The organism is Streptomyces sp. NPDC015139 (assembly GCF_043079785.1).
GTDB lineage: Bacteria > Actinomycetota > Actinomycetes > Streptomycetales > Streptomycetaceae > Streptomyces > Streptomyces albidocamelliae.
The window spans coordinates 71,976-93,821 of the sequence record NZ_JBIBUW010000021.1 but is presented as its reverse complement, the minus strand read 5'-3'; the positions used below and the strand labels follow the sequence as shown (position 1 = coordinate 93,821).

Genomic DNA, 21,846 nt, shown 5'->3' with positions numbered 1-21,846 from the left:
CGGCCCGCACGACTGGTTCGGGCCACGGAAACCACGGCGGCCCGGGCGCCGTGACTGGAGGATCCACCAGGAGGCGTTCCGCGCGCACCAGCCTTGCATTTACGATTCTCCACCACGCATTCACCTGGTGGATGCGAGAGTCCGGACGGTGCTTTCGCCGTCCGGCGGCCGTACGAGGAGCCAGCACATGCACGTCGAACACCTCCTGGGGGACGCCTCCCTCGGCCTGCGCCTGCTGTGGGCGGAGGACGCGCTGCTGAGGCGCGAGATCAGCGGAGTGACGGTCACGGACCTGGAGGACCCGGCCCGGTTCGTACGGCCGGGGGAGGTCGTGCTCAGCGGACTGGTGTGGTGGTCCCCGGACGGCGCCCCCGGCAAGGCGGAGCGGTTCGTCTCGGCACTCAGGGACGCGGGAGCCGCCGCGCTCCTCGCGGGCGAGGAGACTCACGGCGACGTGCCGGACGACCTGGTCGAGGCCTGCGCGCGCCACCGGCTGCCGGTGGCCGGCGTCCCGGCGCACATCATGTTCCGGGCCATCACGGACACCGTGTACCTGCGCCAGTGGGGCGAGCTGAGCCGGCACCACGCGCTGCCCGAGAACGCCCGGGTGCGGCTGAGCCGGCTGCTCGCCCAGCAGGCCGGACCGGACGCCGTCCTCGCCGCCGCCTTCGCGCACCTCGGGGGGACCGCCGCCTACGTCTTCACGCCGTCGGGGCGGACCGTCGCGGCCACCGCGGGCGCCCCGGCCGTACCGGCGGCACAGGCGGTGGCGCTCGCCGCGGACGGGACCGGGGTGACCGTCTCCGTCGAGTCCGGCGGCGTCCCCCCGTACCAGCGCTGGCTGCTGTACCTGCCCGACGCCGACGGCGCGCCGCCGCGCATGCTGCACGAGGTCGCCACCGCCCTGAGCCGCTGCCAGGAGACCGCCGTGCGCCGGCCGTCGCCGGGACACCGGGCGGCGGACGAGCTCGGTGCCCTGCTCGCCGCCCACGACGCGCCGGGGGACGGGACCGTCGAGGCCGCGCTGCGCCGCTGCGGGCTGCCGGAGTCGGGGCCGTACCGGGTCCTCGTGGCCGACGCGGGGCCGCGCCGGCCGGGGGCGGCCGAATCGCTGATCGCGGAGCAACTGTTCGCCGAGGGCGCGCTGGCGGAGGTGGCCGGGCACGTGACGGCACCGGTCGCGGACCGGACGGCGGACGCCCGGGCGGGGGACCCGGGGGCGGACGCCGCTCCCGCCGGCGGTCCCCAGGAGGAGGCGGCGGCCGTGGGGCGACTGCCGGACGGGAGCGCCTTCGCGGTGCTGGCCGGGTCACCGGCCGGCCGGCTGGGCGACGTGTGGCAACTCGTCGGGGGATGCGTGCCGGACGCCGTGCTGCACGGTGGCACCGTGGCGCCCGTGGCCGGTCCCGAAGGCCTGACCGGCGCGCTGGCACAGGCCCGCTACGCCCTCTCCGCGGCCCGGAAGGGCGCGCAGGGCACGTCACAACTCATCGACGCGACCTCGCTGACCAGTCTCGACGGCCTGCTCGCCGGGGTACCGGCCGAGGTGCGCAGGGCCTTCAGCGCCAAGGTCCTCGGCCCGCTGCTGGACACCGGCCGGCCGCCGATCGCCGCGCTGCTCGACACGCTGGAGACCTTCCTCGCCTGCGACGGATCCTGGGCGCGGACCGCACAGGCCCTGCACCTGCACGTCAACACGGTGCACTATCGGGTCGAGCGCATCGAGCGGCTGACCGGGCGCGACCTGTCCCGGCTGGCCGACCGGCTCGACCTGTGGGCGGCGCTGCTGTGCCGGTGAGGGGCTTCGACCAGCGGCGCCCGGTGGGTCAGACGCGGTCGATGTGCACGTTGGTGGACTTCACGCGCGCGGTGGCCTCCATGCCGACCTCCAGGCCCAGCTCCTCCACCGCCTCCCGGGTCAGCAGCGACACCAGCCGGTGCGGGCCCGCCTGGATCTCCACCTGGGCGGCGACGTCGCCGAGCTTGATGGCGGTGACGATCCCGGGGAAGGCGTTGCGGACCGAGGTGTAGGAGGCGTCGTCCTCGCCGCCGCCCGTCCCGGCCAGTTCGACCGAGAACGCGGCGAGGTCCTGGCCGTCGATGAGTCGGCGTCCGGCTTCGTCGCGATGGGTGGCCACCCTGCCCGCGTCGGCCCAGCGGCGGGCGGTGTCCGGGCTCACGCCGAGCAGCCGCGCCGCCTGGCCGATCGTGTAGGACTGCATGCCGGTCACGATAGGGCCAGGCGGCGGGCATCGCGGACCTGGGGTTGGCCGTCGGGGACGACGAGAGGGCCGGACGGCGGAGCCGCCGCCTGAAGCGCCCCGGGTCAGCCCGTGTGCACGCGCGGCCGGCGCGCACGGTTCGGTTCCGCCTCGCGCAGCACCTCACGGGTGACCGGGGCCACCTCGCCCTGACCGAACAGGAAGAACCGCAGGAAGTTGGCGAACGGGGAGCCCTCCGTCCACTCGAAGTAGATGTGCGGGGTGCAGCTCGTGGTGTCCCGGGCGTGCAGGAGCAGCGCGGCCAGGGCGTTGGGGATGGAGGAGTGCTCCAGGGTCAGCACGCGGTAGCGGCCGTGCAGGACCTCGCCGCGGACGGTCATGCTCGTCTCGAACTCGGACGGGTCGGTGACCGTGACCTCGGCGAAGACGAAGTCCTCCTGCTCGGGCATGTCGTTGTCCGCGCGGATCTGCTCGATCTTGTCCCGGTACTCGGCCTTGTCGCGGCGGTCCGGCTCGTTCGCGATGAACCGCATCTTGCGGCTGGCCATGTCCCGGATGAATCGTTCCGCCATCGGATCGAGCGTCACGCTGGTCACGCGCAGTTCGAAGGCGCGGGCCAGCCGGGACAGGAAGGAGACCAGCATGATGCCGACGATGAAGCAGGCGCCGATCTTCACACCGTCCGGGCGCTCGATGACGTTCACCACGGTGGTGTAGAGGAACACCGTGGCGATCACCGCGAACGCGACGGTCCAGTGCCGCTGCCGGGCCTTGCGGGCGGCGATGGTCACGGCGATCGCCGCCGAGCTGATCAGGACCAGGACGCCGGTGGCGTAGGCACCGCCCTGCTTGTCGACGTTGGCGTCGAAGATCCAGGTCACCAGGAAGGCGACCAGCGTGAAGACGATGACCATCGGGCGCACCGCGCGCGCCCACTGCGGGGCCATGCCGTAGCGGGGCAGGTAGCGCGGCATCAGGTTGAGGAGGCCGGCCATGGCGGACGCGCCCGCGAACCACAGGATGCAGATGGTCGAGACGTCGTAGATCGTGCCGAAGGCGCCACCGAGGTACTCGTGCGCGAGGTAGGCGAGCGCACGGCCGTTGGCCTGGCCGTCCGGCTTGAACTCGTTCTCCGGGATCAGCAGGGTGGTGATGAAACTGGTGGTGATCAGGAAGCAGCTCATGATGAGCGCCGCGGTCGTCAGCAGCTTCTTGGTGTCCCTGATCCGGCCGGTCGGCCGTTCCTCGGTGTCGCCCGGGTCGCCCTGGACGTGCGGCATGACGGCGACGCCGGTCTCGAAGCCGGACAGGCCGAGGGCGAGCTTCGGGAAGACGATCAGGGCCACGCCGATCATCACGAAGACGTTGCCGTGTTCCGCCGTCAGGGCGGACGCCCAGTCCGCGACCACGTGTTCGGCCGTGAGGACGTGGTAGATGCCGACGACCACCACGACGAGGTTGAGCGCGAGGTAGATGCCGACCAGGGCGACCGCGACGCCGATCGCCTCCAGGAAGCCCTTCAGGAACACCGCGCCGAGCAGGGCCACCAGGAAGAGGGTGATCACCATCTGGTGCCCCTGGAGGGTGCTGGTGAGGTGCGGGTTCTCCACCAGGTGGGTGGAGGCGTCGGCGGCCGACAGGGTGATGGTGATCAGGAAGTCGGTGGCGGCGAAGCCGAGCAGGGTGAGCACGAAGAGCTTGCCCTGCCAGAACGACAGCAGCCGCTCCAGCATCGCGATCGAGCCCTCGCCGTGCGGGCTCTCCTCCGAGACGCGGCGGTAGACCGGCAGGGCGCCGGCCAGGGTCACGATGACGAGGACGATGGTGGCGATGGGGGAGAGCAGGCCGGCCGCCAGAGCCGCGATGCCCGGCTGGTACCCGAGGGTCGAGAAGTAGTCGACACCGGTCAGGCACATCACCCGCCACCAGCGCTGCCCCTTGTGCGGGGGCTCGGGTTCGGCGTGCGGTCCCGTGTGGCCACCCGGCTTGCCCATGTCGGACAGGCCCTCCAGCATCCAGGCGCGCAGGCGGCCGGTACTGGGAGGGCGTTCGGTCGTGACCATGGGGGTGCTCCTGACGTGTGGCTCCGTGGTTTCCGGCCATCACGCGGACGGCGGCACCAGCGTAAGCAGAGAGTGACGCCAGGGCCCACGGATCGGGGCTCCGCGGGCGTCAATCTTGCGTTAAGAATGGCCCCCTGACGCGCGCACCGCATCAAGAAGCGAAGGCAGGAGGCGGTCGGCCGCGAGAGGGCCGACCGGGTGCCGGACCACGGCACCGACTCCGGCGCGGACACCGAGCGTCATGTCCAACGACGCCGGGGGCTCACGGTGTGGGGGTGCGCGAGGCGCTCCTCGGGCGGTGCGGAGGGCTACGGGATCTTGGGGGCGGGCGGGCGGGCGGGTGGTGTGGGCGGGGCGGTCCGTGCCTGTCGGTGTCCGGTGGCGCGCCGGCCGGCCTCGGGGCGGGCCAGGCGGGCGTGGAAGGTGGCGCCCCGGAGTGGCGCGCCGGCCGGCGTCGGGGCCGGGCCGGGTGGGCGCGGGTGGTCAGTCCAGGCCCGAGGCGCGGAAGACGCTCAGGGCCGTCTCCCGGTCGAGGTCGTGGGCGAGGCCGTGCAGGGCCGTCGTGCCGCGCCGCAGCGTTCCGTTCGTCTTCGACCTGCGCGTGCCCTCGTCGAGGCGGTACCAGAGGTCGGGATTGCGGATCAGGACCTCGGGGTCGATCTCGATGCGGTCGCCGAAGGCGTCGCCCAGCACCAGGCGCCGGGTCACGCCGTCCACCGGGCGTACCGTCACCAGCAGGTCGGTGCGGACCCGGCGGGTGCGCAACAGACGGCGGCTGGCCAGCCAGCCCTCCCCGGCCGACACCCGGGCCGGGAACAGGACGAGGAGCAGGAGCAGCGCCAGCAGCAGCCACAGGCCACCGCGCCACCAGTCGAGGGAGCCCGCCGCCCAGTCGACGAACAGCAGCAGGACGAACAGCGCGGCGGAGCAACGGGCCGATGTGCGCACGTCCTCGGCCCAGCTGCGGTCGTGCACCACTCCTCCGGCGAGGGGGCGCAGGTCGTCGCGGTGCTTCATGACTTCGACGGTAGACAGTGGCGGCCCCGTCGGAAACCGTCCGCACCGCCCCCTGACGGCCCCCTGACGCCCCGGGGGCCGTTCTTGACGCGGTCACAGCTCCCGGCCGTCTCTCACAGACCCCGGGTGTCCATGCGCAGATGCCAGGTGTTGCGCCGGTGCACCGACAGCAGCTCGGACTCCAGCGGGGACGGCGGCACCGCGAGGACCGGGCAGCCGGCGTGGGCCAGGCAGTGCCGGGAGACCCGGCCGGAGAAGGCGCGTTGCAGGCCGCGCCGCCCCGCGCCGACGACCAGCAGGTCGTTGTCCCGGTCCGCGGTCGCGACCAGCGCCCGGCCCGGGGCGCCGCGCACGATGACGGGGTGCATCGGCACACCGGGACCCTCCGCCCCGAAGAGCTCGTCCAGTACCGATGCCAGTCGCTGTCTGGCCAGCCGTTGCCACTCCTCGACCAGCAGAGCGGCGGCGGGGGAGCGCCGCGCGGCCGGGTCCCCGCCCGGCGGTTCCCAGGCGAGTACCGGCCAGAGTTCGGCTCCCAGCCGGCGGGCGAGCGCGGTGGCCCGCCGCAGAGCCGTGACGCTGCCCAGAGAGCCGTTCACACCGACGACCACACGAGCGGCCGCCGAGGCCTCGTAACCGGACATGACTCCCCCGTTCGTTCCGCACGGGCGCCGACCGGGCGACTCCGCGGGCACGAGGCCCGCGAGACCCTTGCTCCTCTTCCATCCCACTCCTCCGGCGGCGATTCGACCAGCCGGGCGGCAGGGTCCGGGGCGGGCGGCACCCCCGACCTCTTCGCAACCCGCCCCGAGGCGGCGGGAGTCGGCGAGTCGGCCGAAACATTCGAGCGACTTCCGGGGGAATCCGTCGTCGTCCTTCCGGGTGCTCCCAAGTGCCTGCACCCAACTCGTGCGTGACACCTTGACGCTCCCCACCCGCGTTTCTAGAGTCCGGGTTCGGAACGTTCGGGCTTTGGCTCGAATGTTTCGAATCGCAGGGCTGCGGTCTGTGCCACGGACCCCACGCAAGGGGCCCTGCCCTTCTCGTCGGGACATCTCCGAAGCAACTCCGAAAGTTTCGAAGGAGCGCATGATGGGCGACCCCGCACTGTCCCGCCGCGGCTTTCTGGCGGCCTCCATGGCCGCCGGCCTGGGAGCGACCGCCCTCGGCGGTTGCGGCGGCGACTCGGACGGAGGGTCGTCCTCGGGGACGACCACGGTCGAGTGGTGGAACATCTCGACCACGGAACCGACCAAGACCGTCTGGGCCGGCCTCGCCAGGAAGTTCGAGGCGCGGCACCCCACGGTCAGAATCAAGATCGTCCAACTGGAGAACGACGCCTACAAGTCGAAGATGACCGCGCTGACCGCCTCCGGAAAGCTGCCCGACGTCTTCCACACCTGGGGCGGCGGCGTGCTCGCGCAGCAGGTCGAGGCCGGTCTCGTGGAGGACCTCACCGACAGCACCGAGGACTTCGCCGCAGGACTGCTGCCGGTCTCCAAGCAGCCCTACCTCCTGGACGACAAGGTGTACGGCATCCCGTTCGACATCGGCATGGTCGGCTTCTGGTACAACAAGGCGCACTTCGAGAAGGCCGGGATCGGCACGCCCCCGACCACCTGGGCCGGCTTCCTCGACGCCGTGCGGAAGCTGAGGTCCGCCGGTGTCACCCCGCTCGCCCTCGCGGGCAAGGAGAAGTGGCCCGGCATGTACTACTGGGCGTACCTGGCGATGCGCACCGTCGGCATCGAGGCGCTGCGGAAGGCGGACGACACCAAGGACTTCACCGGCCCCGGCTTCGTGGACGCGGGCCGGCACCTCAAGGAGCTGGTCGACCTCCGGCCGTTCCAGAAGGGCTTCCTCGGTGCCGCCTACTCCAGCCCGACCGGTCAGGCCGCGACGGTCGGCAACGGCAGGGCCGCGATGGAGCTGATGGGCCAGTGGGCGCCGGTCGTCGAGGCCGACGCGGGCAAGGGACTCGGACCGGACCTCGGCTTCTTCCCGTTCCCGGAGGTCGAGGGCGGCCAGGGGAAGATCACCGAAGTGTTCGGTGGGGGCGGTGGGCACGCCCTGCGCAGGGGCGCACCGCAGGCGGCCGTCGACTTCCTGGAGTTCTTCGCCTCCGAGACCACCGACCGGGAACTCGTGCGGAGGACCGGAGTGCTGCCGGTCGTCCCCGGCGCCGAGAGCGCCCTCGGCGACCGCAACCTCAAAGCCGTACAGACCCAGTTGAAGGCCGCCACCGGCTTTCAGCTCTACCTCGACCAGGCCTACGCGCCCGCCGTCGGCCAGGAGGTCAACGACAGCGTGGCCGCACTGATCGCCGGGTCCAGGACGCCCGAGCAGGTGGCGCAGTCGATCACGAAGACCGCCGGGGAAGCGCAGTAGCCGGCGATGACCTCCACCTTCCTTCCGGACCGGCGCACCGGCCCCGCCGCCGACCGGCCGGCACCGGGCGCGGCCCGCGGGCGGGCACGGCGCCACGCGCTGAACTGGCTCACCGCCGTGGGCTTCCAGCTGCCCGCGCTGGTGCTGTTCACCGGACTGGTGCTGCTGCCGATGCTGTTCGCGCTGTACGCCGCCTTCTTCCGCTGGGGCGGCTTCGGCATGCCCTCCGACTATGCCGGCGCCGACAACTTCACCCGGCTGTTCGAGGACCCGGTCTTCCTGGGCGACCTCTGGCGCTGCCTGGTCCTGGTCGTCCTGTCGCTCGCCCTTCAGCTGCCCTTCGCCCTGGCCATGGCCGTACTGCTCAACCAGCGGCTGCGTGGGCGTGCTGTCTACCGGACGCTGTTCTTCGCGCCGTACGTCCTGTCCGAGGCCATCACCGGCGTGCTGTTCGGCATGGTCTTCGCCCCCGGCGACGGGCTCGCCGACCACGTCCTCGGCACGGTCGGCCTCGACGGCCTGGGCGGCGAGTGGTTCGCCGGACCCTCCTCCGTCATGGCGACCCTCTTTCTGGTCATGACCTGGAAGTACTTCGGCTTCCACATGATGCTCCACCTGGCCGGACTCCAGGCGGTCCCGGCCGAGTTGACGGAGGCCGCGCTGATCGACGGCGCGGGCCCCTGGCAGCGCTTCCGCAACGTCACCCTGCCGCTGCTCGCGCCCACCCTCCGCATCAGCGTCTTCCTGTCCGTCATCGGATCGATCCAGCTCTTCGACCTGGTGTGGGTCGTGACCCAGGGCGGTCCCGACCACCACTCCGAGACGATGGCCGTGACCGTGTTCCAGTACGGCTTCAAGCGTTACCAGGTCGGCTACGCCAGCGCGATCAGCGTGGTCATGTTCGGCATCTGCCTCGTCTTCGCCCTCGCCTACCAGCGGTTCGTGCTCCGCCGTGACCTGGAGGGGGCCACCACCACGATGAGGGGAGCCGGCACGTGAGCCGCAAGACCGTACGGACCCTGCCCGTGCACGCGATCCTCGTCGCGGTGGGCGCGGTGATGCTCGTGCCCCTGGTGTACGCCCTGCTGTCGGGCTTCAAGTCCACCGACGAGCTGTCCCGCAATCCGTTCGGCCTCCCGGACCGGTGGCTGACCGGCAACTACACCGGCATCCTCGGCTCGGGCGACTTCTGGCGGCTCCTCGGCAACAGCACGCTGATCGCGGTGGCGACGACCGTCCTCGTGGTCGCCGTGTCCGCGCTCGCGGCCTTCTCCTTCGCCCGTTTCGCCTTCCGCGGACGGGAGCTGCTGTTCACGGTCTTCACACTGGGGCTGATGTTCCCCTTCGCGGTGGCCGCCCTGCCGCTGTTCCTGCTGCTGCGCTCCCTGGACCTGCTGGACAACCCGCTCGGCGTGGTCCTTCCGCAGGCCGCGTTCGGGCTGCCGATGACGATCGTCATCCTGCGCGGCTTCTTCCGGCAGATCCCCGGCGAACTGGAGGAGGCGGCCACGCTCGACGGATGCGGCGCCTTCGGGTTCTTCTGGCGGGTGCTGCTGCCCATGGCCCGGCCCGCGCTCGGCACGGTGTCGGTCCTCGCCGTGGTCACCAGCTGGAACAACTTCTTCCTGCCGCTGCTGGTGTTCACCGACGGCACCTGGTGGACCCTGCCCATCGGCGTCCAGCAGTTCCAGGGGCAGTACTCGGCGGAGTACGCGCGGGTCTTCGCCTACCTGGTGCTCGCCATGGTCCCCGCTCTCGCCTTCTACTCGGTCGCCGAGCGCCAGCTCGTCGGCGGCCTCACCGCGGGCGCGACCAAGGGCTGAACCGTGCCCTGGGTCACCTGCGGCTACGGACGGTGACCGCACCCGGACACACGTCGGGGCCGGTGCGCACCGAGTGTGTGCGGCCGGCCCCTCGGGTAGCTCGTGCTCTGCTCAGGCGGCGGTCATCACATGCTCCGCGCCCAGCGGGCGGTGCGGAGCGATGATGCGGCCGTCGGGCAGCAGCTCACCGGTGTCCTCGAAGAGGAGGACGCCATTGCACAGCAGGCTCCATCCCTGCTCCGGGTGGTGCGCCACGAGGCGGGCGGACTCCCGGTCGGCGGATTCTGCTGGCGGGCACGGCGGCTGGTGCTGGCACATGGATGGGATCTTTCGCTGGGTCGTGGTCATGTCCGGTCCCCCGTGGTGATAAGTCGGTCGGTCCCAGTGTTGCCCTCTGGGCGTCGTTCCGCAGGGATTTGGCAGCACCGCTTCTCATAGGTTCATGACGTGTCACCCGCGCGGACGGTTCAGTCCAACTGCACTGCCTCTTCGGGTGGTTTCCCGTGGTCAGAACGGGCTAGTCCGGTCGGTGCGACCGTGCGCGCGGCTACGCAGCCGTACCTCGTGTGCACACACGGTCGTACCCCGCTTCCCTGGTGGGAAGCGGGGTACGCGGGACTCGGTCAGGCGGGTGAGCCGAGCAGCGGGACAGGAGTGGCGCGATGGGTCAGCACCGGCAGCAACTCGGCGACCGGGAAGGGGCGGTGCGTCGGTATGCCGGGCGGTGCCGGGGCCAGCGGGACGAGCAGGTCGGTGGCCGCCGGGTGGCCGTCGGCGCCGTCGGCGGCGCAGTCGCCGTGCAGCCACAGGGTGAGCATGTAGAGACCGGGCACGGACAGCAGTCGTGCCTGGTACGGCTGTTGCAGCGCCTCGGCCTGCTCCAGTGCGCGCTCGGTGGAGGTGACGTACGGGCCCTCGAAGAAGTGCGAGAAGGCCCAGCCGTCGGGGGTGAGCATGGTGTCCGCGGCGGCGACGGCCCGGTCGCCGCAACGGATCAGGAAGCGCCAGCCCGCCAGTCGGGTGGCGGACAGGCCCTGCGCGGTGATGCGGTCCAACACGTGGACAGGCAGAGGAAGTTCGGGTGTCGCGGGGCCCTGCGCGGCGCGCAGGGAAGGGGTGCGGGCCTCCCGGACCGCGGTCGGGGAACCGAGGGCGGTGAGGACGGAGCGCAGGGCGGGCGCAGGGGCAGGGGGCACGTGAAGCGGCATGTGGGTCGCCTCTCAGTCGACAGGCGCGGCGGCGCGAGGAGGGGTGGGGCGGACGGCGCTGTCTGCTCACGGAAGGCCAAAGGGGTGTGGGCCCGGGTCGGTGAACAAAGGGTGCGGCTCGGCCCGCCGCCCGTCGTGGTGACGGCAGGAACGCGGCAGGAACACAGGACCGAGGGCGCCAACCTTCTGCCTTGTGGACGAAGTTTATATGACGCATGTTCGGCCGTTGTTTCGTCTATCCCATTTCGGTAAGTCCCGCAAGGCGCTAATGAGTCGTCGATTTGCGGGGCTCATCCCGATTCCCGAGCCGGTACCTCGCCGCTGACCTGGTTCTACGCGCCGGTAGCGGTCGGCCGAATGTCGTCGGCGTTTTTCACGAGGCGTTCGGGGCACCCGAAGATGCGAGTTGCAGCATGCCCCGTGAATGTGCCGCGGGGAACATTCGACAGACTAGCGGGCGCCGGGCCGGCGCGGGACGTTATCGATCGCCCGGGCTGGGCATCATCCCACCTGACCCGGGAGAGCCCGGCGGCCGGATCGTCGGCCCGCCCATCCGAGGAGGGACACTTCGATGGGGGAGAAGGTCGCGGCAGGGCAGTTCGACCTGTCCGATCGCCAGCGCTACCGCGAAAAGCTGCAAAAGTGCCTGACGGGACTTGAGCGCTTGCTGGGAGAGAAGCGGTTCGATCGCCCCAAGAACCTCATGGGGGTCGAGATCGAATTGAATCTCGCGGGGTCCGACGGCATGCCCAAAATGTTGAACGGGCAGGTACTGGAGCGCATCGCGAGCCGAGATTTCCAGACGGAACTCGCGATGTTCAACCTGGAGGTCAACATCGCCCCGCACCGGCTGGGCGGACGGGTATTCGACCGGCTGGCCGAGGAACTGCGCACCTCGCTCGCCTATGCCGACCGGAAGGCCGGCGAGGTGGACGCGGGCATCGTCATGATCGGCATCCTGCCCACGCTCGACCGGGACGACCTGGTCTCCTCGAACCTGTCCGAGGTCGACAGGTACACCCTGCTCAACGACCAGATCGTGGCCGCGCGCGGGGAGGACTTCCGGCTCGACATCGAGGGCGTGGAGCACCTGGTCTGCACGTCCAAGTCGATCGTGCCCGAGGCGGCGTGCACGTCCGTGCAGCTGCACCTGCAGGTCACTCCGGGCCGGTTCGCCGACGTGTGGAACGCGGCGCAGGTGGCGACCGCCGCGCAGATCGCCGTCGGCGCCAACTCGCCGTTCCTCTTCGGTCACGAGCTGTGGCGCGAGTCCAGGCCGCCGCTGTTCCTGCAGTCCACCGACACCCGGCCGCCGGAGCTCCAGGCGCAGGGCGTGCGGCCGCGCACCTGGTTCGGCGAGCGCTGGATCACCTCCGCGTACGACCTGTTCGAGGAGAACCTGCGCTACTTCCCGGCGCTGCTGCCGCTGTGCGACGACGAGGAACCGCTGGAGGTCCTGGAGGCGGGCGGCATTCCCAAGCTCGCCGAGCTGGTCCTGCACAACGGCACGATCTACCGCTGGAACCGGCCGGTGTACGGCATCGCGGACGGCGTCCCGCACCTCAGGGTGGAGAACCGGGTACTGCCGGCCGGGCCGACCATCACCGACGTGATCGCCAACGCGGCCTTCTACTACGGCCTGGTGCGCGCCCTCGCCGAGGAGTCCCGTCCGGTGTGGACCCGGATGCCCTTCGAGGTGGCCGAGGCCAACTTCGACGCGGCCTGCCGGCACGGGATCGACGCGCGTTTCGTCTGGCCGCGCCGGGGCCGGTACGGCGGTACGGGCGAGGTCGACGCGGTGACCCTGGTCCGCGACGAGCTGCTGCCGCTCGCCGCCGCCGGGCTGGACGCGTGGGGCGTCGAGGCCGCCGACCGTGACCTCTACCTGGGCGTCATCGAGGAACGCTGCCGGCGACGGGTGAACGGCGCGTCCTGGCAGGCGGCGACCTTCCACCGCGCCCTGGAGCAGGGGCTGAGCCGTGAGGCCGCGCTGGCCGCGACGACACGGCGCTACGCCGAGCTGATGCACGTGGGCGAACCGGTCCACACCTGGCCGGTCGGTCTGCCCGAACCGGTACCGCTGGGCTAGCCCCGGTGGGGGCTGGTTGGGCGTCGTGCCTCAGCGGCACAGGCCGGCGTACGACCCGCCCCACAACGCTCAACCCCCGACCGACGACCGGGTGCGCGGCGGGGGAGCCGGTGGGCCATGAGTGCCGTCGGGGCGAGCGGGCCGGGGAGTCGGGCCGCGCTGAAGACGCGGGCGGGCTGAGTGTCGGCCACCGTGAGCGCACGGTGCCGCCCCTTCTCGGTCCCGCGGGTGGGGCCATGACGGGGTGCTCCCAGGCGCTTCTGCGATCCTTGCGGGCGAAGGTGGGCCAGGGGTCCATGAGCCGGTGGAGGCAGGAGTGCAGGTGGACGCTGAGTCGGTGGCCGATTCCGGGATGCGGGAGCGCGATCCGCGGCGGATGCTGCGCGACGAGACGCTGCTCGTCCTCGCGCTCTCGCTCGGCGCGAGCGGTGTCTCCGCGCTGATCAGTTTCGTCGGCTCGGTCACCAAGCCGGGCGGTCTGAAGGACCAGGCGGCCACCCTGAACGCCTCGGCCGCACCCGGCCGCCCATGGCTGGATCTCGCCTGGCAGCTCTTCGGCATCGCCTCCGCGCTGGTGCCCGTGGCCCTCGTCGCCCATCTGCTGATGCGCGAGGGACGGAGCATGCGGACGCTCGGCTTCGACCGCACCCGCCCGTGGCCCGACCTCGGCCGGGGAGCCGCCGTCGCGGCTGTGATCGGCAGCACCGGCATCGCCTTCTACCTGGCCGCCCGCGGCTTCGGCTTCAACCTCACCGTCGTCCCCGAGGCACTTCCCGACGTGTGGTGGAAGTACCCCGTGCTCGTCCTGTCCGCCCTGCAGAACGCGATCCTCGAAGAGGTCGTCGTCGTCGGCTATCTGCTGCGCAGGCTGGGCCAGCTCGGCTGGACCCCGGGCACCGCGCTGGTCGCCAGCGCGGTGCTGCGCGGGTCGTACCACCTCTACCAGGGCATCGGCGGCTTCATCGGCAACATGGTCATGGGCGTGGTGTTCGTCTGGCTGTACCGCCGCTGGGGCCGGGTCGGCCCGCTGGTCGTCGCGCACTCGCTGCTCGACATCGGCGCGTTCGTCGGTTACGCCCTGCTCGCGGGGAAGGTGGGCTGGCTGCCGACGGCCTGACACCCGCCGCCGGCGCCGCTCAGGCGCGCAGCTCGCCCTCGATGACCGTGACCGCGTGCCCGGTGAGCAGGGTGCGCGCCCCGCGCAGACCGACGCGCACCAGCCCGCTGCGCCGGGACGCCTGGAGCCCGGTGAGGTCGTCGCGGCCGAGACGGGCAGCCCAGTGCGGGGCGAGTGCCGTGTGGGCGCTGCCGGTCACCGGGTCCTCGTCGATGCCGACGTTGGGAAAGAAGCAGCGGGAGACGAAGTCGTAGCCCCGGGCCGGGTCCTCGGCCCGGGCGGTGGCGATGATGCCGCGCGCGGAGTGGGCGCCGAGTGCCCTGTGGTCGGGGGAGAGGCCGAGGACGGTCTTCTCGTCGGCCAGTTCCACCAGGAGGTCGCCCACGTTCGGGCCGGTGTCGAAGGCGGCGGCCGGCTCCGCGCCCAGTGCCTCGGCGACCCCGGCCGGCGCCGCCACGCGGGTGAGCGGGGCGGTCGGGAAGTCCAGGGTGACCGAGCCGTCCGCGGCGGGCGTGGCGATGAGCACTCCGCTGCGGGTGGCGAACCGCACCGGGCCCTCATGGGCACCGGTGGTGTGCAGCACGTGGGCCGTGGCGAGGGTGGCGTGGCCGCACATCGCGACCTCCGCGGCCGGGGTGAACCAGCGCAGCGCCCAGTCCGCCTCGCCGCCCTCGGGCAGCCGGTGCGCGAACGCGGTCTCGGCGTGGTTGACCTCCATGGCGACGTTCTGGAGCCAGTCGTCGTCCGGGAAGACGTCGTCGAGGAGCAGTACTCCGGCCGGGTTGCCGGCGAAGGGGCGGTCGGTGAAGGCGTCGACGATTCGTATGCGCATGGCGCAGACGCTAGTGTCCGCGCCGGCGCCGCGCCCAAGGCCAATTCACGGATGCCGGACTGATTTCCGCCCGGCGGTCGCGCGGGCCGCCCACGCCCACGGGAGGAGCTGCGCCACCCCGAACGACATCTCCACCACGAGGAACGGCCACAGCACCGCGGGCCCGCCGTGCACCAGCGCGTAGGCCTGCCAGAGGGAGAACAGGACGCGCGCGACCCCGTCGAGGAACCCGTGCTCCGGAAGGGGCCGTAGCACCCGCAGGACGGACCAGACCACCACGACCGAGCCCATGAGGTTGGCGTAGAGCGTCTGCATCGGGGTGAGCGCGGGCAGGGTGCCGAGACCCGCCGCGTCCCCCGCGGCCGACAGCAGACGGTGCACCAGGGCGTATGTCCAGGGGGTCGCGAAACCGGCCGTGACGACCAGGTCGTACCAGCCGCTCGTCCGGACGAGGCGCAGGTAGGCGGGGGCAGCAGGGTTCATCGGGGCTCCTCGGGAGGGCTCGCTCGGGCGCCGCTCACGCTAGACAGCGGAGTACGCTCCAAGGTCAAGTCGACCGAGCGGCGGGGGAGCCATGCGGATCGGAGAACTGGCCGCGCGCAGCGGGGTGTCCAAGGACACGCTGCGCTTCTACGAGAGGATCGGTCTGATCGCGGGCGACCGCCTGCCCAACGGCTACCGCGACTTCCGGCCGGAGACGGTGACCTGGCTGCGCCACGTCCGCACCGCGCAGTCGCTCGGGTTCACCCTGGCCGAGATCGCCCGGCACGGCGCGGGACTGCGGGACGCCCCGGACGGTGCCGAGGCGCTGTCCGCCCTGCTGGCGGACAAGATCCGCCTCATCGACGAGCGCATGGCCGCGCTCGCGGCTCTGCGGGCCGACCTCACCTCCCGGGCCGGGACCGCCTGCCCGCTGCGCGCGGCCGGGGCCTCCTGAACCGTGCCCTGCCTACGATGGACCGCGTAGTCCATTTCGGAGGAGACGGGCGTGGGCGCGAAGCTGACGGCGAAGGGGCGGGCGACCCGGGGCCGGATCGTCGAAGGGGCCGCCGAGGTGCTGCGGGAGAAGGGTGTCGCGACGGCGACCCTGGAGGACGTGATGGCGCGGACCAGCACCAGCAAGAGCCAGCTGTTCCACTACTTCCCGGCAGGCAAGGACGAACTGCTCCTCGCCGTGGCGCGGTTCGAGGCGGATCGGGTCATCGAGGACCAGCAGCCCGAGCTCGGCCGCCTCGACTCGTGGGAGGCCTGGGCACGGTGGCGGGACGTGGTGGTCGAGCGCTACGAGGCCCAGGGGGACACCTGCCCGCTCGGCTCGCTGTTCCTCCAGGTCGGACGGGCGACCCCGGGGGCGCGGGCGATCGTGATCGAGCTGATGCGGCGCTGGCAGGAGAGCCTGGCCGCGGGCATCCGGTCGCTGCAGGCGACCGGCAGGCTCCCCGCCGGCGTCGACGTGGACGCGCGAGCGGCGGCGCTGCTCGCCGCGGTCCAGGGGGGCGTGTCCATCCTGCTGTCGACGGGCCGTTCGACCCATCTGCGCGCCGCCCTCGACCAGGGCATCGAGGACCTGCGCCGGGCGGGCGCCGCCGTCTGAGCCGCCGCATCCGAGGCGGGAGGGCGGCTCCGCCGATCTCCTGAGGCGCGTTGCGGGACCCGGTCGCGTACGCCCCTGCATGAGCCCCCCATCGTGGGGCGGGGCGGCCGGGGCCGACCGCCTCGGCCGCCCGTTCCGGTGTCCGGGACGGCGCGGAGGGGCTTCTCCCCCTCCACCCCGTGGGCAACGCCCTTTCCTCACCCGGCGATCACCGCCGCCGCGGTGCGGCCGCCGTCGACGTCCAGGACGATGCCGTGGACGAAGGAGGACTCGTCCCCGGCCAGGTACACCGCGGCGTCGGCGATGGCCCCGGGGGCGCCCATCCGGCCCGCGGGCGTTCCCTTCATCATGACCTCGGCGGGGTGGGCCGCCCCGGGGGCGGGCGTCTGCACCACGCCCGGGGAGATCGCGTTCACCCGCACCCCGTGCGGGCCGAACTCCGCCGCCCAGGCCCGGGTCAGGGTCTCCATGGCGCCCTTGGTGGAGCTGTAGAGGGCGCCGACCGGGATGCCGAGGCGCGCGATCCAGGAGCCGAGGTTGATGATCGTCCCGCCGCCGGCCTCCACCATGGCGGGAGCGACGGCCGCGGTGAGGAAGAACGGCGCCTTCACGTTGACCGCGTACACCTCGTCGAAGGTCTTCTCGTCGGTGGCCGCCGTGGTGTCGCCGGGGTAGATGCCGGCGTTGTTGACCAGTACGTCGACACGGCCGCCGAGCACCCGTGCCGCCTCCCGCGCCAGTGCCGCCGAGGCGGCGGCGCTCCCGTCCAGGTCGGCCCGCACGAAGTCGGCGAGGCCGCCGCGTGCGCGGATCCCCTCGACGACCTCCCGGCCGCGCTCGGCGCTGCGGCCCGACACGGCGACATGCGCACCCTCCGCGGCGAACGCCTCCGCGATGGCCCGCCCGATGTTGCTGGTCGCTCCGGTCACCAGGGCAGTCCTGCCCTCGAGTCGCATCGACATGATCCACTCCGTTGCTCGGTTCTCTCGGTTCCCTCGGTGCGAAGCCACTGTGCGAGCCAAAAAATGGACCTGCAAGTCCAGAAAGCCTCTGCGTCCCAGGTGGATCGGGGGTTGTCGGACGATCGGTTCCGATATATCGTTGAGCCATCGCGAACGATACGCGATGCATACGTGACAGATCATCGATGGAATGGAGTGATCGCGATGCGTTCCCACGGATACGAGCGTGGACATCGGCACGAGGGCCCCGGCCGCTGGGGCCAGGGCGGCTTCGAGGGCCGGCGGGCGGCTTTCGGGCCCTTCGGTCCCGGCGGCCCGGGTTTCGGCCCGGGCGGACCTGGATTCGGCCCCGGCCCCTGGGGGCCGCGAGGACGCGGAGGCCCGCGAGGAAGGGCGCGGCGAGGTGACGTGCGCGCCTCGATCCTGGCCCTGCTCAAGGAGCGGCCCATGCACGGCTACGAGATGATCCAGGAGATCGCCGAACGCAGCGGCGGCGCGTGGAAGCCGAGCCCCGGCTCGGTCTACCCCACGCTGCAACTGCTGGAGGACGAGGGCCTGATCGCCAGCGAGAGCGAGGGCGGCAAGAAGCTGTTCTCCCTCACGGACACCGGCCGCAGTGCCGCCGAGGAGGGTCCGGAGGCCCCCTGGGAGGAGGCCTCGCGCGGGGTCGACTGGGAGGCCCTCAGCGAGATCCGTCAGGCCGGCTTCGGGCTGATGGAGGCCTTCGGTCAGGTCTGGAAGACCGGCAGCAAGGAGCAGCGCGAGAAGGCGCTGACCGTCATCAACGACGCCCGCAAGAAGCTGTACCTCATCCTGGCCGACGAGCACTGAGCGAACGGCCGTGAAGGCGCCCCGCGCGATGCCCGCGCGGGGCGCCTTCCCGTGTCCCGGCTCAGGTCACCAGACCGTCCAGTTTGCGCAGCGACTCGTTCAGGGCGGCCGTCGCGGAGTCCTTGAGCTTGCCCGCCATCAACGACACCGCGGCGCCCGTGAACTCGCCGTCGATGCGGAGGGTCGTGGCCTCTCCGTCGGGGGTGAGCGTGTAGCGGGTGGCGACGGTCACCGCCATCGGGCCCTTGCCGCGGATCGCGAGCACCCTGGCCGGCTCCAGCTCCTCGATGGTCCAGTCGACCTCCGCGGGGAAGCCCATCAGCTTCATGTTCTCCTGGAACGTCCCGCCGACCGCCAGTGTCTTCGGGCCCCCCTCGGGGAAGCTGGTGTGGGTCGCGTTCCACTCCGGGTACGACGGCCAGTCGGTGAGCTGGGCCCACACCTTCTCCGCCGGCGCCTGGATGCGTGCCTCCGCGCTGACTTCGGCCATGCGACCACCCCTTCGGGTCGGGCGTATCGGGCTACGGTGTCGCGGAAAGTAGCCGCACAGGCGTGAACATTCAATACTGATGAACCGTCAGGACGGCGTCTGGGAGACGGACTCGGGTGAGCCGCCGAGCGCCGGCCCGGGCCCGGTGTCCTGGGCCGACCCGGCCAGATCTCCTCCGTAAGGATGAGATTCCGGCCGGGGTTGTCCACTCGCCGTGGGACGCCGGAATGGTTCCCCTCGTGGATGACGCACCCCGTTGTGGCTGATGAGGTGGGGGATGTGCAACCCCGTACAGCCCCCCTTGCCGCCCGGGACGAGGCGGCTGCGCACTTCGCGGACGATGCAGGGCTCGACGCCGAGCCGGCAGCGGTGCTCGCCGGTGCCCGCCGCAGGGCGGTCCGGGACGGGGACCGCCAGATCGACACCGCCCATCTGCTGCACTCCCTCCTGGAGCACGACCCCCAGGTGCGTGCCGCCGTCGGCGGGTCACCCCGGCTCGTCCGGCTGCTCGGCTATCTCGTGCAGCGCAGCATCGGCTACGGACTGCGCTGGCAGGGCACGGTGGAGGACTCCGGGGCGCCGGCCGCGGTACCCGCGCCGGCGGCGCCGGCCGAACCCCGCACCTCGGCCACGCCGACCGGGCCCCGTGCGATGACCGTACCGACCGGGCCGCCCGCCCCCGCCGCTCGTGCGACCACTCCCGCCCGTGCGGTTCCGGCCGCTCGCGCCGCGCACGGCGGGCTCCGGGACGGCGCGGGCTGGTCGCCCGCCGCGGCCGCCGCCCTCGCCAGGGCTCGCGAGCGTGCCACCCGCCGGGGCGAGGACCGGGTCACCGGCACGGACCTGTTCGCCGCGCTCCTCGCCGACCCGCGGTCCCGCGCCGTCGAAGTCCTCGGACGCGCCGGCATCCCCGCGGGGGAACTGACCGCCCGGATCGAGAGCGCCGCCGAGCAGCCCTCCGACGGCGATACGGCGACCTGCTGACGCTCCGGCGTTCGGCGTGGCAGGCCGTCCACCAGCTGAGACAGGTGCCAACGGTGGTGACGCTCCTGTCTTCTCCTGTCATCATGTGCCGGTGCATACGTCAGTGAGCAGTCAGGGCGGCCGCGGCAAGGGCGTCGGGCTCGGTCTCGCGCTCGCCTCGGCCCTGGCCTTCGGCGGGTCCGGAGTGGCCGCCAAGCCGTTGATCGAGGCGGGTCTGGACCCGCTCCACGTGGTGTGGCTGCGGGTGACCGGCGCCGCCCTGGTCATGCTGCCGCTCGCCGTGCGGCACCGCGCCCTGCTGCGCCGCCGTCCCGCGCTGCTCGCCGGCTTCGGGCTGCTCGCGGTCGCCGGTGTGCAGGCCTGCTACTTCGCCGCGCTCTCCCGCATCCCGGTGGGCGTGGCACTGCTCGTCGAGTACCTGGCCCCCGCCCTCGTCCTCGGCTGGGTGCGGTTCGTGCAGCGGCGGCCCGTCACCCGTGCCGCCGCGCTCGGTGTGGTCCTCGCGGCCGGCGGTCTCGCCTGCGTGGTCGAGGTCTGGTCCGGGCTGAGCTTCGACGCGCTGGGCCTGCTGCTCGCGCTCGGCGCGGCCTGCTGCCAGGTCGGCTACTTCGTCCTGTCCGACCAGGGCAGCGACGCGGGCGACGAGGCCCCCGACCCGCTCGGGGTCATCGCCTACGGGCTCCTCGTCGGCGCCGCCGTGCTGACGGTCGTCGCCCGCCCCTGGGGCATGGACTGGCCCGTGCTGGCCGGTTCCGCGCACCTCGACGGCACCACCGTGCCTGCGTTCGCGCTGCTGGCGTGGATCGTGCTGATCGCCACGGTCACCGCCTACGTCACCGGAGTGCTCTCCGTGCGGCGGCTGTCCCCGCAGGTCGCCGGTGTCGTCGCCTGCCTGGAAGCGGTGATCGCGACCGTGCTGGCCTGGGTGCTGCTCGGCGAGCACCTGTCCGCGCCGCAGATCGCGGGCGGGGCGATCGTCCTGGTCGGCGCGTTCATCGCCCAGTCCTCCGCGCCCGCCGACGGCTCGCCGCGGCCGGTCGCCCAGGGTGGTGCGGAACTGGAGTTGTCCGCCCGCGGTACAGCGGCCTAGGGTGCTGGACATGGTGTCCGACGCACTCGTCCTCCCGCCCCCGGCCGTCTGAGGCGGGCCTCCGGTACACACGCCCGGCGCATTCGCGCCGGGTACGACGGTGCAGCCCGCAGATGAAGTCCGCGCGCCCCGCCCGAACGGGTCGCCCTCGAACTTCCGCGCCGCCGTGCGCGCTTCTGCGGAGAGAATCCCTTGTCGAACATCGCATCCGGCCTGCCCGTGGGGCGTGGCCTGCTCTATCTGATCATCACCGGTGCCGCCTGGGGCACCGCCGGCGCCGCGGCCTCGCTGGTCTACCGGACCAGCGACATGGGCGCCTTCGGGCTGTCCTTCTGGCGCTGTGCGCTGGGGCTCCTGCTGCCGCTGGCCGGCCGCGGGCTGCGCCCGCGCGTCCGCCCGGCCGCCGTCGAACCCGCGCGCCGCCGGGCCGGCCGTGCGGTGGCCACCGGCCTGGGCCTCGCGGTGTTCCAGACCGCCTACTTCGCGGCCGTCGGGTCCACCGGACTGGCCGTGGCCACCGTCGTCACGCTCGGCGCGGGCCCCGTGCTGATCGCGCTCGGCGCCCGGCTCCTGCTGGGGGAGCGGCTCGGCGCCGGGGGCGTCCTGGCCGTCGCCGGTGCGCTCGGCGGGCTGGCGGTCCTCACCTTCGGCGGCTCGGCCGCGACCGTCCGCCCGGCCGGTGTGCTGCTGGCGCTGGTGTCGGCGGCGGGGTACGGCGCCATGACCCTGCTCACCCGCTGGTGGGGCCGGGACGGCAGTGCCGACGCGTCCGACACCACCGTGGGGGCGTTCGCCGTGACCGCCCTGTGCCTGCTGCCGTTCGCGCTGCACGAGGGCCTGCTGCCGCACACCGCCCACCCGGCGCGGCTGCTGTGGCTGCTGCTGTACACCGCGGCCGTGCCGACGGCTCTGGCGTACGCGCTCTACTTCGCGGGTGCGGCCGTCGTGCGGTCCGCCACGGTGTCCGTGATCATGCTGCTGGAGCCGGTGACGGCGGCCGTGCTCGCCGTGGCCCTGCTCGGCGAGCGGCTCACCGCGGCGACCGCGGCCGGCACCCTGCTCCTGCTCGGCGCGGTCGCCGGACTCGCCGTGAGCGAGGCACGCGGGGCCCGGCGGGAGCCCGCGCCGGTGTGACC

General features: G+C 72.5%; 22 protein-coding genes. 12 read left to right on the top strand and 10 right to left on the bottom strand.

Translation table 11 applies throughout. The features are described 5' to 3' along the window. Nucleotides 1-187: 187 nt before the first annotated feature. Entirely contained in the window at nucleotides 188-1,798 is a 1,611-nt protein-coding gene (locus ACF08B_RS35930) for a helix-turn-helix domain-containing protein (RefSeq protein ID WP_392321237.1), read from the top strand. Nucleotides 1,799-1,826: 28 nt separating this feature from the next. Here the strand turns inward: ACF08B_RS35930 and ACF08B_RS35925 are convergent, their stop codons facing one another. The 4 genes from ACF08B_RS35925 to ACF08B_RS35910 all read right to left on the bottom strand — a co-directional run bounded on the left by ACF08B_RS35925 (nucleotide 1,827) and on the right by ACF08B_RS35910 (nucleotide 5,946). Next, nucleotides 1,827-2,222 carry a molybdopterin-binding protein gene (locus ACF08B_RS35925; RefSeq protein ID WP_392321236.1) on the bottom strand — a complete coding sequence of 132 codons (396 nt, stop codon included), beginning with the start codon at nucleotides 2,220-2,222 and terminating at the stop codon, nucleotides 1,827-1,829. Between the two features lie 104 nt (nucleotides 2,223-2,326). Beyond that, nucleotides 2,327-4,285: an amino acid transporter gene (locus ACF08B_RS35920; RefSeq protein ID WP_392321235.1), complete on the bottom strand. Its 1,959-nt coding sequence runs from the start codon at nucleotides 4,283-4,285 to the stop codon at nucleotides 2,327-2,329. Between the two features lie 483 nt (nucleotides 4,286-4,768). Continuing rightward, a complete protein-coding gene (locus tag ACF08B_RS35915; RefSeq protein ID WP_392321234.1) occupies nucleotides 4,769-5,302 on the bottom strand; it encodes a hypothetical protein in 534 nt (177 codons plus the stop codon). A 113-nt stretch (nucleotides 5,303-5,415) separates the two neighbouring features. Beyond that, complete coding sequence (locus ACF08B_RS35910; RefSeq protein ID WP_392321233.1) at nucleotides 5,416-5,946, bottom strand: universal stress protein; 531 nt, start codon at nucleotides 5,944-5,946, stop codon at nucleotides 5,416-5,418. 448 nt (nucleotides 5,947-6,394) lie between these two features. Here ACF08B_RS35910 and ACF08B_RS35905 point away from each other — a divergent pair, with 448 nt between their 5' ends. Genes ACF08B_RS35905 through ACF08B_RS35895 form a run of 3 tightly spaced genes read left to right on the top strand, consistent with a single transcriptional unit; the run spans nucleotide 6,395 to nucleotide 9,513 of the window. Continuing rightward, on the top strand, nucleotides 6,395-7,690 hold the full coding sequence (locus tag ACF08B_RS35905) for an extracellular solute-binding protein (protein WP_392321232.1): 1,296 nt from the start codon (nucleotides 6,395-6,397) through the stop codon (nucleotides 7,688-7,690). 6 nt (nucleotides 7,691-7,696) lie between these two features. Beyond that, complete coding sequence (locus tag ACF08B_RS35900; protein ID WP_392321231.1) at nucleotides 7,697-8,689, top strand: carbohydrate ABC transporter permease; 993 nt, start codon at nucleotides 7,697-7,699, stop codon at nucleotides 8,687-8,689. A 59-nt stretch (nucleotides 8,690-8,748) separates the two neighbouring features. After that, on the top strand, nucleotides 8,749-9,513 hold the full coding sequence (locus ACF08B_RS35895; protein WP_392321253.1) for a carbohydrate ABC transporter permease: 765 nt from the start codon (nucleotides 8,749-8,751) through the stop codon (nucleotides 9,511-9,513). A gap of 111 nt (nucleotides 9,514-9,624) precedes the next feature. On the opposite strand, the gene ACF08B_RS35890 is transcribed toward ACF08B_RS35895, so the two are convergent. Both ACF08B_RS35890 and ACF08B_RS35885 read right to left on the bottom strand, forming a co-directional pair. Beyond that, the gene (locus ACF08B_RS35890; RefSeq protein WP_067045924.1) at nucleotides 9,625-9,831 is read right to left on the bottom strand and encodes a DUF5999 family protein; all 207 of its coding nucleotides are present in this window, start codon (nucleotides 9,829-9,831) and stop codon (nucleotides 9,625-9,627) included. Nucleotides 9,832-10,136: 305 nt separating this feature from the next. Then, nucleotides 10,137-10,721, bottom strand: a complete 585-nt coding sequence (locus ACF08B_RS35885; protein ID WP_093479306.1) for a hypothetical protein — start codon at nucleotides 10,719-10,721, stop codon at nucleotides 10,137-10,139. A gap of 571 nt (nucleotides 10,722-11,292) precedes the next feature. Here ACF08B_RS35885 and ACF08B_RS35880 point away from each other — a divergent pair. Together ACF08B_RS35880 and ACF08B_RS35875 are read left to right on the top strand one after the other, a co-directional pair. After that, a complete protein-coding gene (locus ACF08B_RS35880) occupies nucleotides 11,293-12,810 on the top strand; it encodes a glutamate--cysteine ligase (protein ID WP_392321230.1) in 1,518 nt (505 codons plus the stop codon). Between the two features lie 352 nt (nucleotides 12,811-13,162). Continuing rightward, nucleotides 13,163-13,927, top strand: coding sequence for a CPBP family intramembrane glutamic endopeptidase (locus ACF08B_RS35875; RefSeq protein WP_392321252.1), 765 nt, complete (start codon nucleotides 13,163-13,165; stop codon nucleotides 13,925-13,927). Nucleotides 13,928-13,946: 19 nt separating this feature from the next. Here the strand turns inward: ACF08B_RS35875 and ACF08B_RS35870 are convergent, their stop codons facing one another. Together ACF08B_RS35870 and ACF08B_RS35865 are read right to left on the bottom strand one after the other, a co-directional pair. Next, on the bottom strand, nucleotides 13,947-14,759 hold the full coding sequence (locus tag ACF08B_RS35870; protein ID WP_392321229.1) for a PhzF family phenazine biosynthesis protein: 813 nt from the start codon (nucleotides 14,757-14,759) through the stop codon (nucleotides 13,947-13,949). A 45-nt stretch (nucleotides 14,760-14,804) separates the two neighbouring features. Beyond that, nucleotides 14,805-15,242: a hypothetical protein gene (locus ACF08B_RS35865; RefSeq protein ID WP_392321228.1), complete on the bottom strand. Its 438-nt coding sequence runs from the start codon at nucleotides 15,240-15,242 to the stop codon at nucleotides 14,805-14,807. A 91-nt stretch (nucleotides 15,243-15,333) separates the two neighbouring features. Between ACF08B_RS35865 and ACF08B_RS35860 the strand changes: the two genes are divergently transcribed. Both ACF08B_RS35860 and ACF08B_RS35855 read left to right on the top strand, forming a co-directional pair. Continuing rightward, nucleotides 15,334-15,696 (top strand): MerR family transcriptional regulator, encoded by a 363-nt coding sequence (locus tag ACF08B_RS35860; RefSeq protein WP_392321227.1) that lies wholly within the window; start codon nucleotides 15,334-15,336, stop codon nucleotides 15,694-15,696. A gap of 51 nt (nucleotides 15,697-15,747) precedes the next feature. Next, nucleotides 15,748-16,353 (top strand): TetR/AcrR family transcriptional regulator, encoded by a 606-nt coding sequence (locus ACF08B_RS35855; protein WP_392321226.1) that lies wholly within the window; start codon nucleotides 15,748-15,750, stop codon nucleotides 16,351-16,353. 197 nt (nucleotides 16,354-16,550) lie between these two features. Here ACF08B_RS35855 and ACF08B_RS35850 read toward each other — a convergent pair whose 3' ends face one another. Beyond that, nucleotides 16,551-17,315 (bottom strand): SDR family NAD(P)-dependent oxidoreductase, encoded by a 765-nt coding sequence (locus ACF08B_RS35850; RefSeq protein WP_392321225.1) that lies wholly within the window; start codon nucleotides 17,313-17,315, stop codon nucleotides 16,551-16,553. A 204-nt stretch (nucleotides 17,316-17,519) separates the two neighbouring features. Here ACF08B_RS35850 and ACF08B_RS35845 point away from each other — a divergent pair, with 204 nt between their 5' ends. Next, nucleotides 17,520-18,146, top strand: a complete 627-nt coding sequence (locus ACF08B_RS35845; RefSeq protein ID WP_073895396.1) for a PadR family transcriptional regulator — start codon at nucleotides 17,520-17,522, stop codon at nucleotides 18,144-18,146. A 61-nt stretch (nucleotides 18,147-18,207) separates the two neighbouring features. Here ACF08B_RS35845 and ACF08B_RS35840 read toward each other — a convergent pair whose 3' ends face one another. Continuing rightward, nucleotides 18,208-18,636 carry an SRPBCC family protein gene (locus tag ACF08B_RS35840; RefSeq protein WP_073895212.1) on the bottom strand — a complete coding sequence of 143 codons (429 nt, stop codon included), beginning with the start codon at nucleotides 18,634-18,636 and terminating at the stop codon, nucleotides 18,208-18,210. Between the two features lie 279 nt (nucleotides 18,637-18,915). Here ACF08B_RS35840 and ACF08B_RS35835 point away from each other — a divergent pair, with 279 nt between their 5' ends. The 3 genes from ACF08B_RS35835 to ACF08B_RS35825 all read left to right on the top strand — a co-directional run bounded on the left by ACF08B_RS35835 (nucleotide 18,916) and on the right by ACF08B_RS35825 (nucleotide 21,844). Next, nucleotides 18,916-19,620 carry a Clp protease N-terminal domain-containing protein gene (locus tag ACF08B_RS35835; RefSeq protein WP_392321224.1) on the top strand — a complete coding sequence of 235 codons (705 nt, stop codon included), beginning with the start codon at nucleotides 18,916-18,918 and terminating at the stop codon, nucleotides 19,618-19,620. A gap of 85 nt (nucleotides 19,621-19,705) precedes the next feature. Continuing rightward, a complete protein-coding gene (locus ACF08B_RS35830; RefSeq protein WP_392321223.1) occupies nucleotides 19,706-20,710 on the top strand; it encodes a DMT family transporter in 1,005 nt (334 codons plus the stop codon). Nucleotides 20,711-20,902: 192 nt separating this feature from the next. Continuing rightward, nucleotides 20,903-21,844, top strand: a complete 942-nt coding sequence (locus ACF08B_RS35825; RefSeq protein WP_392321222.1) for a DMT family transporter — start codon at nucleotides 20,903-20,905, stop codon at nucleotides 21,842-21,844. Nucleotides 21,845-21,846: the final 2 nt, after the last annotated feature.